The organism is Plantibacter flavus, assembly GCF_051487245.1.
GTDB classification, from domain to species: Bacteria; Actinomycetota; Actinomycetes; order Actinomycetales; family Microbacteriaceae; genus Plantibacter; species Plantibacter flavus_B.
This window is the reverse complement of the sequence record NZ_JAHVDH010000005.1, coordinates 175582-191967: the sequence shown is the minus strand read 5'-3', so window position 1 is coordinate 191967 and position 16386 is coordinate 175582. Positions and strand designations below refer to the sequence as shown.

Sequence of the window (16386 nt, the reverse complement as noted above, 5' to 3'; positions counted from 1 at the left end):
CATCGATCGGCGGCCCCGCCACAGCCAGGACCCCTCATGACGCAGACCTTCGATTGCCAGGACCACGCGCAGCTGCTCGCAGGCATGCGGCTCGCACGGACCGCGCTGTCGCGTGGGGAGCTCGTCGTCCTGCCGACCGACACGGTCTACGGCCTCGCGGCCGATGCGTTCTCACCTGCGGCGGTCCAGCGACTGCTCGACGCCAAGGGGCGGACGCGCCAATCGCCGCCGCCCGTGCTGGTCTCCGGGGTCAACACCCTGGCGGCTCTGGCATCGACTGTGCCCGATGCCGTCCACAAGCTCGTCGAGGAGTTCTGGCCGGGTGGTCTCACGATCGTGCTCGACGCCCAGGCCTCGCTCGCCTGGGACCTCGGCGACACCGCCGGTACGGTGGCGCTGCGGATGCCGTCGAACCCCGTCGCGCTCGAACTCCTGCAGGAGACCGGCCCGCTCGCCGTCTCGTCGGCGAACCTGACGGGTCGCCCGGCGGCGACGACCGCTGCAGCAGCCCTCGAGATGCTCGGCGACTCGGTCTCGGTGTACCTCGACGGTGGCCCGAGCGGCGAGCAGTCCTCGACGATCATCGATGCGACGAGCCTCGGGACCGCCGACGAGCGCATCGTGGTGCTGCGTGAGGGGGCGGTGTCGCGCGAGGCACTCAGGGGAGTGGTGGGCGAGCTGCTCGCCGACCCGATCGGCTGATGAGTCAGTTCTCCGGCTACCTCATCGTGCTCGTGGTGAGCGCGGGCATCACCTTCGGTTTCGCTCACCTCGCGCGCCGCGTGGGCGTGAAGTACGGCATCCACCCCCCGATCCGCGAGCGTGACGTCCATCAGACACCGACGCCCCGCCTCGGCGGCGTCGCGATGTTCATCGGGATCCTGATCGCCTTCGGTGTCGCCTGGCAGCTGCCCTTCTTCGACCTGGTCTTCGCCGACCCGGAACCCGTCCTCGCGATCCTCGGCGCCTCCCTGTTCATCGTCGGGATCGGCGTCGCCGACGACCTGTGGGACCTCGACTGGATGATCAAGCTCGCGGCGCAGTTCATGGCTGCCGGCCTCGTGGCCTGGCTGGGGGTACAGATCTACTCGCTCCCGATCGGCGGGATCACCGTCGGCTCCTCGTGGGTGTCCTTCATCATGACGGTCTTCGCGATCGTGCTCGTGATGAACGCGGTCAACTTCGTCGACGGCCTCGACGGCCTCGTCGCGGGCGTCGCCATCATCGCGAACACCGTCTTCTTCCTCTACACGCAGTTGCTCGTCACCTCGACGGGCGCAAGCGACTACTTCAACCTCGCTTCGCTGATCGCGGCCATCCTCATCGGTGCCTGCCTCGGCTTCCTGCCGCTCAACTGGCACCCGGCGAGCCTGTTCATGGGCGACGCCGGTGCGCTGCTCGTCGGACTGCTCATGGCGACGTCGGCGGCGGCCGTGACCGGCCAGGTCGATCCGGCGGCGCTCGGTCGTACGCAGCTGCTCCCGGCGTTCATCCCGATCCTCCTGCCGTTCGCGATCCTCATCGTGCCGCTCGCGGACTTCGTGCTCGCGGTCCTCCGCCGTCTGCGTGCCGGGAAGTCACCGTTCAGCGCGGATCGCCTGCACCTGCACCACCGCCTCCTCGACCTCGGCCACAGCCAGGTGCACGCCGTCCTGATCTTCTACGGGTGGACGGTCGTCATCTCGGTGGGCTGCCTGTTGTTCTTCGCGGTGCCCACCTGGATCGCCGTCCTCTTCGTGAGCGTCGGCGTCCTCGCCTGCACCGTCCTCACCCTGCTGCCGCTGGGGCGGCGGCGACGGGCCGACCGTCTGGCCCAGCAGGTGAGCGGCGACGCCCCGGGTTCTCCCGGTTCGGCGCTGTACGATCGGCTCGACGAGGCGTCCGACGCGCGCGACCCCGAAGCCCCCGTGAGCGGTGCCACCCTCGACTCCCTCGATTCCCTCGCCAAGAAGGACCAGCAACCATGACCTCCAACGCCAAGTCCGGCTCCACGATGAGCTCGAACGCGGTCTTCCGCACGGCCCTCACGTACAGCGCACTCCTCGCGCTCGTCCTCGCCGTCGTCGGGGGAGTGGTCGGCTGGAGCGTCGACGGCACGCGTGGGCTCACGAGCGCGCTCCTGGGTGCGGCGATGGCGCTCGTCTTCCTCGGCATCACCTCGGTGAGCATCCTCTTCGCCAACCGATGGTCGGGGCAGGACTTCTTCGTCGGCATCCTGTTCGGTGTCGTCATGGGCAGTTGGCTCGTGAAGTTCGTCCTGTTCCTCGTGCTCGGCTTCATCCTGAAGGACCAGCCGTGGGTGAACCCGCCGATGCTCTTCGGCACCCTCATCGTCGGTGTCATCGGCTCGCTCGTGATCGATGCGGTGGTCGCTGCGAAGGTGCGCGTGCCCTATGTCTCAGACGACGTCCTGCCGAAGGCTCCGACCGACGGCTCCGTCCCGGACTGATCCTGAGCGGTCCGGTGACGGAACGTCTTCGTCTCGTTCGCATGCCCGGTGGGGTATCCGAGGCGCTTGAGGCGCACCGACGCGGAATATAGCCATGGAATACCGCCCGTGGGTTCGTCTGGAGCTGGTTTCCTTGCTAGACTGATCAACGAATCCTCCCACTTGCACTGCTTCGGCGTGCGTGGAGGAGACATCCCCCCTGTTCGTCGCCGCGAGAGCTCTGCTCCACGCCCCCGAAACTGGAGATACGTGCTGTTCGCTAACGCTGTGCACTTGATCGCACCGATGGCCGCCGAAGATGGCGAGTTCCACGGTCCGTCGATCGACGAGTTCTTCCCCGACATCATCCTCTTCGAGGGCACGCCCTTCGCGATCAACCGGGTCATCCTGATCCGCTTCATCGCCGTCATCGCGCTGCTGCTCTTCTTCTGGCTCTCCACGCGGAAGATGCGCTTGGTCCCCGGACGAGCGCAGAGTCTGGCAGAGATGGGGCTCGGCTTCGTTCGCGTCAACATCGCTGAAGACCTCCTCGGCAAGAAGGACGGCAAGCGGTTCCTGCCGATCCTCACCACCATCTTCTTCATGGTGCTCGCGATGAACCTGACGGGTATCATCCCGGGCTTGAACCTGGCCGGCACGTCGGTCATCGGTGTCCCGCTCGTCCTCGCGCTCGTGTCGTACATCACGTTCATCTATGCGGGCATCAAGAAGAGTCCCGGCAAGTTCTTCAAGAACTCCCTCTTCCCCTCCGGCGTGCCGTGGCCGGTGTACATCATCGTGACGCCGATCGAGCTCATCTCGACCTTCGTCATCCGTCCGCTCACGCTGACGCTGCGACTCCTGATGAACATGATCGTCGGGCACCTGCTGCTCGTCCTGTTCTTCGCGGCGACGCAGTTCTTCATCGTCAACCTCGGCGGCTGGTTCGCCCTGATGGGTGTCGGCACCCTGGCCTTCGGCCTGGTGTTCACCCTCTTCGAGCTCCTGGTGGCAGTCCTCCAGGCGTACGTCTTCACCCTCCTCACCGCGGTCTACATCCAGCTCGCGGTCGCAGAAGAGCACTAATCGAGCCCGGCACCCGCCAGGTCTCACCCAACGGAAGGAAACAAACGTGGACGCAACTACCGTTCTCGCCGCCCTTGACGGAAACATCGCGACGGTCGGTTACGGTCTCGCAGCCATCGGTCCCGCCATCGGCGTGGGTATCGTCGTCGGCAAGACGATCGAAGGCACCGCGCGCCAGCCCGAGCTGGGCGGCCGTCTCCAGGTCCTCATGTGGATCGGTATCGCGTTCACCGAGGCGCTCGCCTTCATCGGTATCGCGACCTACTTCATCTTCGTCTAAGCCCCCTTTCACATCTCCGAAGGAGGCAAGATGTTTGATGCAGTGATTATCGCTGCTGAAGAGGGCGCGCCGACGAACCCTCTGATCCCAGCGGTCTACGACATTGTGTGGTCGCTCGTCGTCTTCCTCATCATCCTCGGCTTCTTCTGGAAGCTGATCCTGCCGAAGGTGCAGAAGCTGCTCGACGACCGCGCTGCGGCCATCGAAGGCAACATCGCCAAGGCTGATGAGGCGCAGAAGCAGGCCGAGGCCGCGCTCGAGCAGTACAACGCTCAGCTCGCCGAAGCCCGCCAGGAGGCCGGTCGCATCCGCGAGCAGGCCCGCGTCGACGGCCAGACCATCCTCGCCGAGCTCAAGGAGCAGGCGACGGTCGAGGCGGCACGCGTCACCGCGAGCGCGCAGGCCCAGATCGAAGCAGAGCGTCAGGCGGCCGTGGTGTCGCTGCGCGCCGAGGTCGGCACGCTCGCTCTGGACCTCGCGTCCGGTGTGATCGGGGAGACGCTGAACGATGACGCGAAGGCCACGGCTGTCGTCGACCGGTTCCTCGCAGACCTCGAAGCGTCGGAGAAGGCAGCCAAGTAATGGGTAGCGCGACCAGAGAAGCACTCGCCTCGTCGAAGGAGGCCCTCGCCGCCCTCGGCGCCGGGGCCGATCTGGCCACCGCGGACGGTCTGTTCGCTGCGGGCCGGGCCATCGGCGGCTCGAGCCACCTGAGCGCCGCGCTCAGCGACCCGGCTGCAGACGCCAGCGCCAAGCGCGCTGTCGTCGACCGCATCTTCGCCGGCCAGCTGAGCGCCTCGGCGCTCAGCGTCCTGCAGGCCGTCGTGGCCGGCAGATGGTCCAGTGAAGACGACCTGCTCGCGGGTATCGAAGAGCTCGGCCTCCGAGCAGCATCGATCTCTGCTGGCGCACAGGGCGACATCGAGGCGGAGCTGTTCGAGTTCGGCAAGCTCGTCTCGAGCAACCACGAGCTCGAACTCGCGCTCAGCAGCAAGCTCGGTTCGTCTCAGGCGAAGGGCGCGCTCGCGGGCTCGCTCCTCGCCGGCAAGGCGAGCGCGCAGACCGTCAGCATCGTCGGTCAGCTCGTGCAGCAGCCTCGCGGCCGCCGCATCGGTGAGCTGCTGCGTTACGCCTCACGCATCGTCGCTGACCAGCAAGGCCTCGCGGTCGCAACGGTCACGGCAGCTGCTCCGATCGAGACGTCGCAGCTCGCGCGCCTCGAGCGGTACCTCGCGACGGCTTACGGCCGTCAGGTGAAGATCAACCAGGTGATCGACCCCGCCGTCGTCGGCGGACTGCGCGTGCAGCTCGGGGACGACGTCATCGACGGCAGCCTCGCTGCCCGACTGAACGACCTCCGACTGCAACTCGCCGGTTAGCCGGCCCGCGCAGCGCGGGGACCGACCCGACGGTCTCCACAACTCAAGACGTTGATCCTGACGGATCGCACCTCTCGGAACCCCCGGGTTCCACAACCAAAAGGAACATGATGGCAGAACTCACGATCAGCCCAGACGAGATCCGGGATGCTCTCAAGGACTTCGTCAAGGCCTACGAGCCCGGCTCGGCCGCGGCGACCGAGGTCGGACGCGTGACCGATGCCGCTGACGGCATTGCGCACGTCGAGGGTCTCCCGGGCGCCATGGCGAACGAGCTCCTCCGCTTCGCGAACGGCACGCTCGGCCTCGCTCTGAACCTCGACGAGCACGAGATCGGCGTCGTCGTCCTCGGTGAGTTCGACGAGATCGTCGAGGGCATGGACGTCACCCGCACCGGCGAGGTCCTCTCGGTCCCCGTCGGCGACGGCTACCTCGGCCGCGTCGTCGACACCCTCGGCAACCCGATCGACGGTCTCGGCGAGATCGCCAGCACCGGCCGCCGCGCCCTCGAGCTCCAGGCTCCGGGTGTCATGCAGCGCAAGTCGGTGCACGAGCCGCTCCAGACCGGTATCAAGGCCATCGACGCCATGATCCCCGTCGGCCGCGGACAGCGTCAGCTGATCATCGGCGACCGCCAGACCGGCAAGACCGCGATCGCGATCGACACCATCATCAACCAGAAGGCCAACTGGGAGTCCGGCGACGTCAACAAGCAGGTTCGCTGCATCTACGTCGCCATCGGTCAGAAGGGTTCGACCATCGCCTCCGTGAAGGGCGCGCTGGAAGAAGCTGGCGCACTCGAGTACACGACGATCGTCGCCTCGCCCGCATCCGACCCGGCCGGCTTCAAGTACCTCGCTCCGTACACCGGTTCGGCGATCGGCCAGCACTGGATGTACGAGGGCAAGCACGTCCTCATCATCTTCGACGACCTGTCGAAGCAGGCTGAGGCCTACCGCGCCGTCTCCCTCCTCCTCCGCCGCCCGCCGGGACGCGAGGCCTACCCGGGTGACGTCTTCTACCTGCACTCCCGTCTGCTTGAGCGTTGCGCGAAGCTGTCCGACGAGCTCGGTGCCGGGTCGATGACGGGCCTCCCGATCATCGAGACCAAGGCGAACGACGTCTCGGCGTACATCCCGACCAACGTGATCTCGATCACCGACGGCCAGATCTTCCTGCAGTCCGACCTCTTCAACTCCAACCAGCGTCCCGCAGTGGACGTCGGTATCTCCGTCTCGCGAGTCGGTGGTGACGCTCAGGTCAAGAGCATCAAGAAGGTCTCCGGAACGCTGAAGCTCGAGCTGGCCCAGTACCGCTCGCTCGAGGCCTTCGCGATGTTCGCGTCCGACCTCGACGCCGCAAGCCGCCGTCAGCTCGCTCGTGGCGCTCGCCTCACCGAGCTGCTCAAGCAGCCCCAGTACTCGCCGTACCCCGTCGAGGAGCAGGTCGTCTCGATCTGGGCCGGAACCAAGGGCAAGCTGGACGACGTCCCGGTCGAAGACGTGCTGCGTTTCGAGCGCGAACTCCTCGACTACCTGGGCCGCAACACCGAGGTGCTCACCACGCTGCGCGACACGAACGTGCTCGACGACGACACCGTCGCGAAGCTCGACTCCGCCGTCGACCAGTTCAAGCTGGAGTTCCAGACGGGCGAAGGCGCTGCCCTCGGCTCCGAGCAGGTCGAGGAGCTCCCGGTTGAAGACGTCAACCAGGAGAAGATCGTGAAGGGTCGCCGCTAGTCCATGGGCGCTCAACTCCGGGTCTACACGCAGAAGATCAAGTCTGCGCAGACGACCAAGAAGATCACGAAGGCGATGGAGCTCATCGCCGCGTCGCGCATCCAGAAGGCGCAGGCGCGGGTGGCAGCGTCCGGACCGTACTCTCGTGCGATCACTCGGGCCGTGTCCGCCGTCGCGACGTACTCCAACGTCGACCACGTGCTCACGACCGAGCCGGAAAAGGTTGAGCGTGCTGCGGTCGTCGTGTTCGCATCGGACCGCGGCCTCGCAGGCGCGTTCAACTCGCAGGTGCTCCGTGAGGCCGCCGAACTGACCGAGCTGCTGCGCAGCCAGGGCAAGGAAGTCACCCACTACCTCGTGGGTCGCAAGGCTGTCGCCTACTTCACCTTCCGTCGCATGCAGGCAGCGGGCGAGTGGGTCGGGAACACCGAGAACCCCGATTTCGCCACGGCGCAGGAGATCAGCCAGGCCATCCTGGAGGCGTTCCTCACGGACGCATCCGAGGGTGGCGTGGATGAGATCCACATCGTCTACAACCGCCTCGTGAGCATGATGACGCAGACCCCCGAGGTCGTCCGTCTGCTGCCGCTCGAGGTCGTGGAAGGCGTCGAGGAGCCGACCGACACCGCGGTCCTGCCGCTGTACGAGTTCGAGCCGGATGCGGAGAGTGTGCTGGACGCACTGCTCCCGAACTACATCGAGAGCCGGATCTTCAACGCGCTGCTGCAGTCGTCCGCTGCGAAGCACGCCGCGACGCAGAAGGCGATGAAGTCGGCGAGCGACAACGCAGACAAGCTCATCACCGACTACACCCGCCTCCGCAACAACGCGAGGCAGGCCGAGATCACCCAGCAGATTTCTGAAATCGTTGGCGGCGCAGACGCGCTCTCGTCCTAGTCATCGCACCACGCACACGTATCTGTAGAGACAGAGAAGAGAAGAACATGACTACCACCGCAACTGCCGAGCAGGGCGCTGCAGAGGTGAAGGCCGGCGCTGTCGGTCGCATCTCTCGCGTGACCGGCCCGGTCGTCGACATCGAGTTCCCGCACGACGCGATCCCGGGCATCTACAACGCCCTGAAGACCAGCGTCGTCATCGGCGAGCAGACCATGGTCCTGACGCTCGAGGTCGCACAGCACCTCGGAGACGACCTGGTCCGCGCGATCGCACTGAACCCGACGGACGGTCTCGTCCGCGGCCAGGAGGTCACCGACACGGGTTCGCCCATCTCGGTGCCCGTCGGCGACGTCACCAAGGGCAAGGTCTTCAACGTCATCGGCGAGGTGCTCAACGCCGAGCCCGGTGAGCAGATCGAGATCACCGAGCGTTGGCCGATCCACCGTCAGCCGCCGCCCTTCGACCAGCTCGAGTCCAAGACGCAGCTGTTCGAGACCGGTATCAAGGTCATCGACCTCCTCACCCCGTACGTCCTCGGTGGCAAGATCGGTCTCTTCGGTGGTGCAGGTGTCGGCAAGACCGTCCTCATCCAGGAGATGATCCAGCGCGTCGCGCAGGACCACGGTGGTGTGTCGGTGTTCGCCGGTGTCGGTGAGCGTACCCGTGAGGGCAACGACCTCATCCACGAGATGGAAGAGGCCGGCGTCTTCGAGAAGACCGCCCTGGTGTTCGGCCAGATGGACGAGCCGCCGGGAACGCGTCTGCGCGTGGCCCTCTCGGCGCTGACCATGGCGGAGTACTTCCGCGATGTCCAGAAGCAGGACGTGCTGCTCTTCATCGACAACATCTTCCGCTTCACCCAGGCCGGTTCCGAGGTGTCGACCCTGCTCGGTCGCATGCCTTCCGCCGTGGGTTACCAGCCGAACCTCGCCGATGAGATGGGCCTCCTCCAGGAGCGCATCACCTCGACCCGTGGTCACTCGATCACCTCGCTCCAGGCGATCTACGTGCCGGCCGACGACTACACCGACCCGGCTCCGGCGACCACCTTCGCCCACCTCGACGCGACCACCGAGCTCTCTCGTGAGATCGCCTCCAAGGGTCTGTACCCGGCCGTCGACCCGCTGACCTCCACCAGCCGTATCCTCGACCCCCGCTACCTGGGTGCCGACCACTACCGCGTTGCGACCACGGTCAAGCAGATCCTCCAGAAGAACAAGGAGCTCCAGGAGATCATCGCGATCCTCGGTGTCGACGAGCTCTCCGAGGAAGACAAGATCACGGTGTCGCGCGCACGCCGCATCCAGCAGTTCCTCTCCCAGAACACCTACATGGCGAAGAAGTTCACCGGTGTCGAGGGTTCCACGGTTCCGCTGAAGGACACGATCGAGTCGTTCGACGCGATCGCGAAGGGCGAGTTCGACCACGTGGCTGAGCAGGCGTTCTTCAACGTCGGTTCGATCACCGACGTCGAAGAGAAGTGGGCTCAGATCCAGAAGGACAACGGCTAGTCATGGCATCCGCTCCCCTGACCGTGAGCGTCGTCGCGGCCGACCACGAAGTGTGGTCCGGCCCGGCGCGCCAGCTGATCGCGAAGACCGTCGACGGCGAGATCGGAATCCTGCCCGGCCACGAGCCGATGCTGGCCATCCTCGCCGCCGGTGAGGTCCGTGTCACGCTCGAAGACGGCTCGAAGATCGTCGCGAACGCAGAAGACGGCTTCCTGTCGGTCGAGAACAACACCGTCACCGTCGTGGCAGGCAACGCCACGCTCGTGACCAGCTCCTGACGCAGTGCTGATCCTCCTTCCCCCTTCTGAGACGAAGCGGGACGGCGGCGACGGACGAGCCCTGGACACCGCAGACCTGCGGTTTCCAGGGCTCTCGTCGTCCCGGAACGAACTCCTGTCCGCCGTCGTCGCGCTGGCGGCCGATGCGTCCGCGACGATCACGGCGTTGAAGCTCGGCCCGAAACAGCACGGCGAGATCGCTCGGAACCGCGCTGCGGCCACCTCCCCGACGATGCCCGTCATCGACCGCTACACGGGTGTACTCTACGACGCACTCGACGCAGCCACCCTGTCGTCGTCAGCTTGCCGGTTCGCGGGGGATCACCTCGTCGTGCACTCTGCGTTGCTCGGACCGGTTGCCGGGCTCGACGCTGTCCCGGCGTACCGGTTGTCGCACGACTCGCGCGTTCCCGGCTTCGTGTTGAAGCGTCACTGGGCGAAGGCCGTCGCGCGTGAACTCGAACAGGTGCCCGGTGTCCTTCTCGACCTGCGATCGGAGGGCTACGCGGCGCTCGGACCGCTTCCGGACCGGGACGGTGCCGTGTACCTGCGGGTGTTGACCGAGGGGGACGACGGCACGCGTCGGGCGTTGAACCACTTCAACAAGCAGGGCAAAGGCCGGTTCACGCGCGCCGTGCTGGAGGCGGGTGTCGATCACCCCGACCTCGAGTCCCTGCTCTCCTGGGCACGCGACACCGGTTGGCGACTCGAGCCGCACGCCCGAACCGCGTCCGGGCGCCTCTCCGAACTCGCACTGATCATCTGACGGCGGTATCCGGCGACGGTCGGGCTCGAGGCCGTGTTCAGCGCTGCGACTGCGCGCGCCAGCAGCCGACGAAATGATCGTCGACGAGCCCTGCGGACTGCATGAGCGCGTACATCGTCGTCGGTCCGACGAACCGGTACCCACGGCGTTTCAGGTGCTTGCTGAGCGCCGTCGACTCCTCGGTGACCGCTGGGACCTCGGCCCAGGTCGAGAACCGTGTCGCTCGCGGCGCCGGCTGGAAGCTCCACAGGATCTCGTCGAGGTCGTCACCGTGTTCCAACGCCGTGCGGGCGTTCCCGATGACCGCCTCGATCTTGCCGCGATGCCGAATGATCCGGGCGTCCTGCAGCAGGCTCCGAACGTCGTCCTCGGTCATGGCGGCGACTCGGGCGAGGTCGAACGCGTGGAACCGCTCGCGAAACGCCGGGCGCTTCCGCAGGATGGTGATCCAGGACAGCCCTGCTTGGAACCCCTCGAGGCTCATCTTCTCGAAGACCTTCGACGTGCCGTGCAGAGCGACACCCCATTCCTCGTCGTGATACCGCTGATACTCGGGGTCGGTGCCAACCCAGGCACAGCGAGGGAGGGTGTCATCGCCGATCACGAGGGGGGTCGGTGCGGTCATCGGCGGTAGGGGATCCCTTCGTGGTCGAGGAGCCATCGCTTCGTGGCCGGCCCCTCCCCGCCAGAATAGCCGGTGACCCGTTCTCCGGAGCCAAGGACGCGGTGGCAGGGGATGAGGATCGGGAGCGCGTTCGCCCGCACTGCTTGGCCGGCTGCGCGGCCACCGCCCGGCGAGCCCGCTTGCACCGCCAGCGAGCCGTACCCGATGTGCTCGCCGAACGCGACGTCGCCGAGAGCGGCCCAGATCGACTGCTGGAACGGCGTCCCGGTCGTCGTGAGCGGGACGTCGAACTCCCGACGCTCGTGGCGGAAGTACTCGTCGAGTTGTTCTGCGGCATCGAGGAGCACGCTCGTGGGCTGCTCGTCGTGGCCGTCGAGGGGGAGTCGTCCGTCCTGCTCGATCGTGATGCCTGTGACGGCACCGCTCGCTGAGCGCAGTTCGATCCGTCCGATCGGTGTCGGCACACGCAGGAACCCCGTCTCGAGCGGGACTTGCGCGCGAGGGCCCTCGGCAGGGGACGGCTGCAGGAACGACGGGCGGTTGGGGCGGAGCGGGGCGTCGTGATCGATCATGTGCAGCAGGCTAGGCGAGCCGTTCGGACGGGAGCGTACGTGGGGAGCATCTGCGTCGTTCCTCGGGGGAGCGGCGCACCTGTGGAGGACGTTCGGACTAGCCTGGAGCCATGTCTGAACAGTCGTATCGTGCCCTCGGCCGCAGCGGACTCATGGTGTCCGCCGTCGGCATCGGTTGCAACAACTTCGGCCGCTCAGGAACCGTCACCGAGACCCTCGAGGGGACGACGGCAGTGGTCCACGCCGCGATCGACGCGGGCGTGAACCTCTTCGACACCGCCGACATCTACGGCCGGGAGTTCGGACTGAGTGAGTCCCTGCTCGGTTCCGCGCTCGCGGGTCGACGCGACGAGATCGTCCTGGCTACGAAGTTCGGACACGTCGACTACGAGACCCCCATCCCGAACTGGGGTGCGCGCGGGTCGCGGCGCTATGTGCGGCTCGCGGTGGAGGGCTCGCTGCGGCGACTCGGCACCGATTGGATCGACCTGTACCAGTTGCACACGCCTGATCCCTTCACCCCGATCGAGGAGACGCTCGCGGCACTCGACGAGCTCGTCTCCGAGGGCAAGATCCGCTATTTCGGCCACTCCAACTTCGCCGGTTGGCAACTCACCGAGGCCGACTGGGCCGCGAGGCTCCACGCGCACTCGGCGTTCATCTCGGCGCAGAACGAGTACAGCCTGCTGGTGCGCGGAGCGGAGCAGGAGCTGTTCCCGGCACTGCGCGCGGCCGGCGTCGGTTTCCTGCCGTACTTCCCGCTCTACAACGGTCTGTTCACGGGGAAGTTCTCACGCGAGGGCGGCCCTGCGGACAGCCGGATCATGCGACAGCGACGGCATCTGCTCGACGACGCCCCCTGGGACGCGATCGACGCCTACCGTGCCTTCTGCGCGGAGCGGGGCGTCTCGATGCTCGAAGCGACGTTCGGCTGGTTGCTGGCGCAGGACGGCCTCACGAGCGTCATCGCGGGAGCCACGACGCCAGAACAGATCCGTGCGAACGCGGCTGCCGGTGCAGCCTGGGCGCCGTCGCCAGAGGACGTCGCCTGGATCTCGGAGCGCTTCCCTCGAGGCTGACGCGTCCGGTCAGCGGCCAGAATCCGGACGGTCGTCCGTCGCCGCGGCGGCCGATGGTGCCTCGGCGGCGTCGGATGCAGCGAGGTGCTGCAGGTCGAGCTGCGCGGTCATCGTCCCGAAGTGTTCGGTGACCTGCTCGGTCACCTGCTCGCTCACCTGTTCCGAGACCTGTTCAGAGATCTGTTCGCTCACACCGGCGGACACGCTCTCGGTCAACTCCGCCTGGAACAGGCGCCGTTTCGCACGCTGCTCGCGCCTGACCTCGATCCCGAAGGCCTTGAACGACGAGATGCACATCAGGATGATCACGATGCTGAACGGCAGGGCGGTGATGATCGCAGCCGTCTGCATCGAACTCAGACCGCCCGCGATGAGCAGCGCGATCGCGAGCAGGCTCGTGACGAGTGCCCAGGCGATCCGAACCCGGTTGCGCGGCTCGGTGCCGCCCGTGGTCAGCATGCCCATCACGAGCGACCCGGAGTCGGCCGAGGTCACGAAGAACAGGAGGATGAGGAGGAGTGCCCCGAAGGTCGCGATCGACCCGCCAGGGAGGCCGGCGAGCATGTTGAACAGCGCGGTGTTGAGGTCCACCGGCCCGTCCGCACCACTGAAGTCCCGGCCTTCGAGCGATTGCATGATCGCCGTCCCACCGAGGACCGCGAACCACAGGAACGTGACGAGCGTCGGTACGAGCAGGACGCCCAGCACGAACTGACGGACGGTCCGCCCCTTCGAGATGCGGGCGATGAACACGCCGACGAACGGCGCCCAGGACATCCACCAGCCCCAGTAGAAGGTGGTCCAGGAGGACTGCCACGCCTCACCGGCCTCGCCCTGGTATGCCGACACGTTGAAGGTGAGACCGACGACGTTCTGGAGGTACGCGCCCATCGACTGCACCCACTCGCGCAGGAGGAACAGGGTCGGCCCGGCGAACAGCACGAAGAACAGCAGGAGACCCGCGAGGATGAGGTTCGTGTTCGACAACCACTTCATGCCCTTGTGGACACCCGAGACCAGGGAGAAGATCGTCACACCCGTGATCACGAGGATGAGGACGACCTGCGTGAGCGTGTTCGGTTCTGCGATGCCGGTGTAGCCGAGACCTGCGGAGATCTGGAGCACGCCGAGGCCGAGGGAGGTCGCGACGCCGAAGACGGTGCCGATGACGGCGATGGCGTCGATCGCGTTGCCCCATCCGCCTTGAACGCGCTTGCCGAGCAGCGGCTCGATCGCCCAGCGGATCGACATCGGGCGGCCCTTGCGGTGCACTGCATAGGCGAGGGCGACGCCGACGACGGCGTAGATCGACCAGGCGTGCAGCCCCCAGTGCAGGTAGGTCTGGCTCATCGCCTGCTGTGCGAGCGACTGCTGGGATCCGACGACGCCGGGCTTGGGGTCGAGGAAGTGCGTCAGGGGCTCACCGACCCCGTAGAAGACCAGACCGATGCCCATGCCTGCAGCGAAGAGCATCGAGAACCAGGAGAGCAGGGAGAACTCCGGCTCGTCATCGTCCTTGCCGAGCTTGATGTCTCCGAACTTCGAGACGGCGAAGACGATCGCGACGATGACGAAGCCGGCGACGAGGAGCACGTAGTACCAGCCGAGGCCGCCGATGATCCCGGACTGGATCGAGCCGAACACTGCTTCGGCCTGCTGGGGGAGCAGGATCGAGAACAGCGCGACCCCGAGGATGACGACGAGAGCCGGTCCGAGGACCCAGGGGATGACCTTCGCCGGAGCGGCACTCGCATCCGCGTCGGCGGTGGGGTTGGTCTTCGTGCTCACGGGTGCGCTCCTCGGGCCGTGCGGGACGACCGGACGTCGCCTCACCCCTCCAGGGTAGGGACGGCTCGCGCGGCGGACAACGTTGCGCCGAGGCCGCCGATGTGCACTGGTGGCGGGGTCAACTGTTCTGTGCGGCCAACGCCCAGTTCAACGTGGTCGCGAACAGCACCCATGCCCAGTACGGGATGAGCAGCACCGCTGCGAGTCTCGACACCTCCCAGAAGGCCAGCATGGTCGCGAGCACGGCCACGTCGAGCAAGAGGATGATCACGAGGGCGATCCAGAGTGCCGGAGCGCCGATGAACGGGTACAGGCCGAAGAAGAACGGGGTCCACAGTGCGTTCAAGACGAGCTGGACCACATACAACACGAGTGCGCGGTTGGCATCGTCCGAGACCTCCGGAGTCCCTGCCCGCCGGCCGCGCCAGACCAACCACGCTGCGACGGCCATGAGCGGGTACAGGATGCTCCAGACGGGCCCGAACACCTGGTTCGGCGGATTCCAGGCGGCCTTGTCGGCATCGGCGTACCAGCCGTCGACGTTCTGGAACGTGGACAGCGAGCCGAAGGCGGCGACGGCGAACGAGATCAGCACGAAGAGCACGAGTGCGAGCGTCGAGCGCCAGGCCGGGTCGTGCAACCGTGGCTCGATCGTGCGGAGGTCCGGGGTCGTCGGTGCGGTCGTCTGGGACATCGGTGTGGTGCTCCTCGTCGGACGGGCGGCTCGTCCACCCGTACCCACAGCCTAGGAAACACCTCTGATGCGCCCCACCCCTTGCGCACCACCCTCGAACGAGGCACGACTTCGAGCGCGTCTGCAGCGTCCGGCGCGTTTCTCGGGCACAATGTCGGATGACCATCCAGGAGGACCGGTGCCGAGAACACGACGCGACCGACGTCGCACCCGCACGGCCGTCGTGCTCGGCCTCGTCGCAGTCCTCCTGGCCGGTGGAGCACTCGCGGTGTCCATCGTGAGTCGCGTGCCGAGCGCTTCCGCAGGGCCGTTCGACGGCGCGCAGCTCTACGTCGATCCGACGTCGCTCGCGGCCCGCGCCGCAGCGAGCGAGGTCGCCTCGGACACGACGGAGCCGACCGGATCGCCGACGACGCCGACGCCGACGAGCGGACCGAGCGGTGGATCGAGCGCGGACCCGTCGGACCGGGCAGAGCAGGTGGCGGCGGCGAAGGAGCTGTCGGCCGTCCCGACGTCGATCTGGCTCGTCCCGGAGCGCTACCCGCTCGCCAGCGTGGAGGAGACGGTCGCAGCCATCGTCCGCGCCGCTGAGCTCCAAGGGACGATGCCCGTGTTCACCGTCTACGGGATCCCTGAGCGGGACTGCGGCAACCAGTCGGCCGGCGGCCTGTCGAGTGCCGACTACCAGGCGTGGATCACGGCGATCGTCACGGCCGTCGCCGACCATCGGGTCGCGGTCGTCCTCGAACCGGACGCCGTCGCGCTTGCTCCCGACTGCGGCGACCGCACCGCGCGGATGCAGCAGCTGCGCGCAGCGACGGCGCAGTTCGCCGAGGCTGCGGTGCCGGTCTACCTCGATGGTGGACACTCGAATTGGCGTCCAGCAGCCGAGATGGCGGGCCTCCTCCGGGAGGCCGGCGTCGCGGACGCGACGGGATTCGCGACCAACGTCTCCAACTACAACGCGACCGCCGACGAACTCGCCTACGCGGAGGAGCTGAGCGCACTCTTGGACGGCGCACACTACGTCGTCGACACCTCACGCAACGGCAGTGGATCGAACGGCGAATGGTGCAATCCGAGTGGGCGGACGATCGGCGACCAGCCGCTCACCGCCCGTGCCGAGCACCTCGATGCCAACCTCTGGATAAAAGCTCCCGGAGAGAGCGACGGGGCGTGCAACGGTGGCCCCCTTGCTGGGGTATGGTGGCCGGAGCAGGCCGTGCAACTGGCCAAGGGATTCAGTGCGTGGTGATCCAGC

Annotated in this window: 18 protein-coding genes; 14 read left to right on the top strand and 4 right to left on the bottom strand. The window is 66.9% G+C overall.

The features are described from left to right. The first annotated feature begins 36 nt into the window (after nt 1-36). The 12 genes from KXS11_RS13915 (at nt 37) to KXS11_RS13860 (ending at nt 10367) form a co-directional block, all read left to right on the top strand. Nucleotides 37-702, top strand: a complete 666-nt coding sequence (locus KXS11_RS13915; protein ID WP_437386201.1) for an L-threonylcarbamoyladenylate synthase — start codon at nt 37-39, stop codon at nt 700-702. Then, nucleotides 702-1967 (top strand): MraY family glycosyltransferase, encoded by a 1266-nt coding sequence (locus tag KXS11_RS13910; RefSeq protein WP_437386200.1) that lies wholly within the window; start codon nt 702-704, stop codon nt 1965-1967. Before KXS11_RS13915 ends, KXS11_RS13910 begins: the two co-directional genes overlap by 1 nt. Next, on the top strand, nt 1964-2449 hold the full coding sequence (locus KXS11_RS13905) for a hypothetical protein (protein WP_437386199.1): 486 nt from the start codon (nt 1964-1966) through the stop codon (nt 2447-2449). The genes KXS11_RS13910 and KXS11_RS13905 overlap by 4 nt, the downstream gene beginning before the upstream one ends. Before the next feature lie 285 nt (nt 2450-2734). Beyond that, the gene (gene atpB / locus KXS11_RS13900; RefSeq protein ID WP_437386198.1) at nt 2735-3514 is read left to right on the top strand and encodes a F0F1 ATP synthase subunit A; all 780 of its coding nucleotides are present in this window, start codon (nt 2735-2737) and stop codon (nt 3512-3514) included. Between the two features lie 46 nt (nt 3515-3560). Beyond that, complete coding sequence (gene atpE / locus KXS11_RS13895) at nt 3561-3794, top strand: ATP synthase F0 subunit C (protein WP_347868346.1); 234 nt, start codon at nt 3561-3563, stop codon at nt 3792-3794. A gap of 30 nt (nt 3795-3824) precedes the next feature. Further along, on the top strand, nt 3825-4376 hold the full coding sequence (locus tag KXS11_RS13890) for a F0F1 ATP synthase subunit B (protein WP_437386197.1): 552 nt from the start codon (nt 3825-3827) through the stop codon (nt 4374-4376). Continuing rightward, on the top strand, nt 4376-5173 hold the full coding sequence (locus KXS11_RS13885) for a F0F1 ATP synthase subunit delta (RefSeq protein ID WP_437386196.1): 798 nt from the start codon (nt 4376-4378) through the stop codon (nt 5171-5173). The genes KXS11_RS13890 and KXS11_RS13885 overlap by 1 nt, the downstream gene beginning before the upstream one ends. 110 nt (nt 5174-5283) lie before the next feature. Next, nucleotides 5284-6912, top strand: coding sequence for a F0F1 ATP synthase subunit alpha (gene atpA, locus KXS11_RS13880; RefSeq protein WP_437386195.1), 1629 nt, complete (start codon nt 5284-5286; stop codon nt 6910-6912). Nucleotides 6913-6915: 3 nt separating this feature from the next. Further along, the gene (locus KXS11_RS13875) at nt 6916-7809 is read left to right on the top strand and encodes a F0F1 ATP synthase subunit gamma (protein ID WP_437386194.1); all 894 of its coding nucleotides are present in this window, start codon (nt 6916-6918) and stop codon (nt 7807-7809) included. A 47-nt stretch (nt 7810-7856) separates the two neighbouring features. Next, nucleotides 7857-9323: a F0F1 ATP synthase subunit beta gene (gene atpD, locus KXS11_RS13870; RefSeq protein ID WP_437386193.1), complete on the top strand. Its 1467-nt coding sequence runs from the start codon at nt 7857-7859 to the stop codon at nt 9321-9323. A gap of 2 nt (nt 9324-9325) precedes the next feature. Then, nucleotides 9326-9601, top strand: a complete 276-nt coding sequence (locus tag KXS11_RS13865) for a F0F1 ATP synthase subunit epsilon (RefSeq protein WP_064295316.1) — start codon at nt 9326-9328, stop codon at nt 9599-9601. Between the two features lie 4 nt (nt 9602-9605). Beyond that, nucleotides 9606-10367, top strand: a complete 762-nt coding sequence (locus KXS11_RS13860; protein ID WP_437386192.1) for a YaaA family protein — start codon at nt 9606-9608, stop codon at nt 10365-10367. A gap of 37 nt (nt 10368-10404) precedes the next feature. Here the strand turns inward: KXS11_RS13860 and KXS11_RS13855 are convergent, their stop codons facing one another. After that, nucleotides 10405-10992, bottom strand: coding sequence for a DNA-3-methyladenine glycosylase I (locus KXS11_RS13855; RefSeq protein WP_437386191.1), 588 nt, complete (start codon nt 10990-10992; stop codon nt 10405-10407). Next, the gene (locus KXS11_RS13850; RefSeq protein ID WP_437386190.1) at nt 10989-11564 is read right to left on the bottom strand and encodes a methylated-DNA--[protein]-cysteine S-methyltransferase; all 576 of its coding nucleotides are present in this window, start codon (nt 11562-11564) and stop codon (nt 10989-10991) included. Before KXS11_RS13850 ends, KXS11_RS13855 begins: the two co-directional genes overlap by 4 nt. A 110-nt stretch (nt 11565-11674) precedes the next feature. Here KXS11_RS13850 and KXS11_RS13845 point away from each other — a divergent pair, with 110 nt between their 5' ends. Next, nucleotides 11675-12643, top strand: a complete 969-nt coding sequence (locus KXS11_RS13845; protein WP_437386189.1) for an aldo/keto reductase — start codon at nt 11675-11677, stop codon at nt 12641-12643. Between the two features lie 9 nt (nt 12644-12652). On the opposite strand, the gene KXS11_RS13840 is transcribed toward KXS11_RS13845, so the two are convergent. Then, entirely contained in the window at nt 12653-14431 is a 1779-nt protein-coding gene (locus tag KXS11_RS13840; RefSeq protein WP_437386188.1) for a BCCT family transporter, read from the bottom strand. 118 nt (nt 14432-14549) lie between these two features. After that, a complete protein-coding gene (locus tag KXS11_RS13835; protein WP_437386187.1) occupies nt 14550-15125 on the bottom strand; it encodes a TspO/MBR family protein in 576 nt (191 codons plus the stop codon). Nucleotides 15126-15303: 178 nt separating this feature from the next. On the opposite strand from KXS11_RS13835, the gene KXS11_RS13830 reads away from it, so the two are divergent. Then, on the top strand, nt 15304-16380 hold the full coding sequence (locus KXS11_RS13830; protein ID WP_437386186.1) for a glycoside hydrolase family 6 protein: 1077 nt from the start codon (nt 15304-15306) through the stop codon (nt 16378-16380). Nucleotides 16381-16386: the final 6 nt, after the last annotated feature.

Bases quoted from the DNA above. Each gene is read 5' to 3' on its own strand.
- KXS11_RS13905 (WP_437386199.1), top strand. From the start codon at position 1,964: ATGACCTCCAACGCCAAGTCCGGCTCCACGATGAGCTCGAACGCGGTC.
- atpA (WP_437386195.1), top strand. From the start codon at position 5,284: ATGGCAGAACTCACGATCAGCCCAGACGAGATCCGGGATGCTCTCAAG.
- KXS11_RS13835 (WP_437386187.1), bottom strand. From the start codon at position 15,125: ATGTCCCAGACGACCGCACCGACGACCCCGGACCTCCGCACGATCGAG.
- KXS11_RS13850 (WP_437386190.1), bottom strand. From the start codon at position 11,564: ATGATCGATCACGACGCCCCGCTCCGCCCCAACCGCCCGTCGTTCCTG.
- KXS11_RS13910 (WP_437386200.1), top strand. From the start codon at position 702: ATGAGTCAGTTCTCCGGCTACCTCATCGTGCTCGTGGTGAGCGCGGGC.
- KXS11_RS13915 (WP_437386201.1), top strand. From the start codon at position 37: ATGACGCAGACCTTCGATTGCCAGGACCACGCGCAGCTGCTCGCAGGC.
- KXS11_RS13845 (WP_437386189.1), top strand. From the start codon at position 11,675: ATGTCTGAACAGTCGTATCGTGCCCTCGGCCGCAGCGGACTCATGGTG.
- KXS11_RS13855 (WP_437386191.1), bottom strand. From the start codon at position 10,992: ATGACCGCACCGACCCCCCTCGTGATCGGCGATGACACCCTCCCTCGC.
- KXS11_RS13875 (WP_437386194.1), top strand. From the start codon at position 6,916: ATGGGCGCTCAACTCCGGGTCTACACGCAGAAGATCAAGTCTGCGCAG.
- atpB (WP_437386198.1), top strand. From the start codon at position 2,735: ATGGCCGCCGAAGATGGCGAGTTCCACGGTCCGTCGATCGACGAGTTC.
- KXS11_RS13865 (WP_064295316.1), top strand. From the start codon at position 9,326: ATGGCATCCGCTCCCCTGACCGTGAGCGTCGTCGCGGCCGACCACGAA.
- KXS11_RS13885 (WP_437386196.1), top strand. From the start codon at position 4,376: ATGGGTAGCGCGACCAGAGAAGCACTCGCCTCGTCGAAGGAGGCCCTC.
- atpD (WP_437386193.1), top strand. From the start codon at position 7,857: ATGACTACCACCGCAACTGCCGAGCAGGGCGCTGCAGAGGTGAAGGCC.
- KXS11_RS13890 (WP_437386197.1), top strand. From the start codon at position 3,825: ATGTTTGATGCAGTGATTATCGCTGCTGAAGAGGGCGCGCCGACGAAC.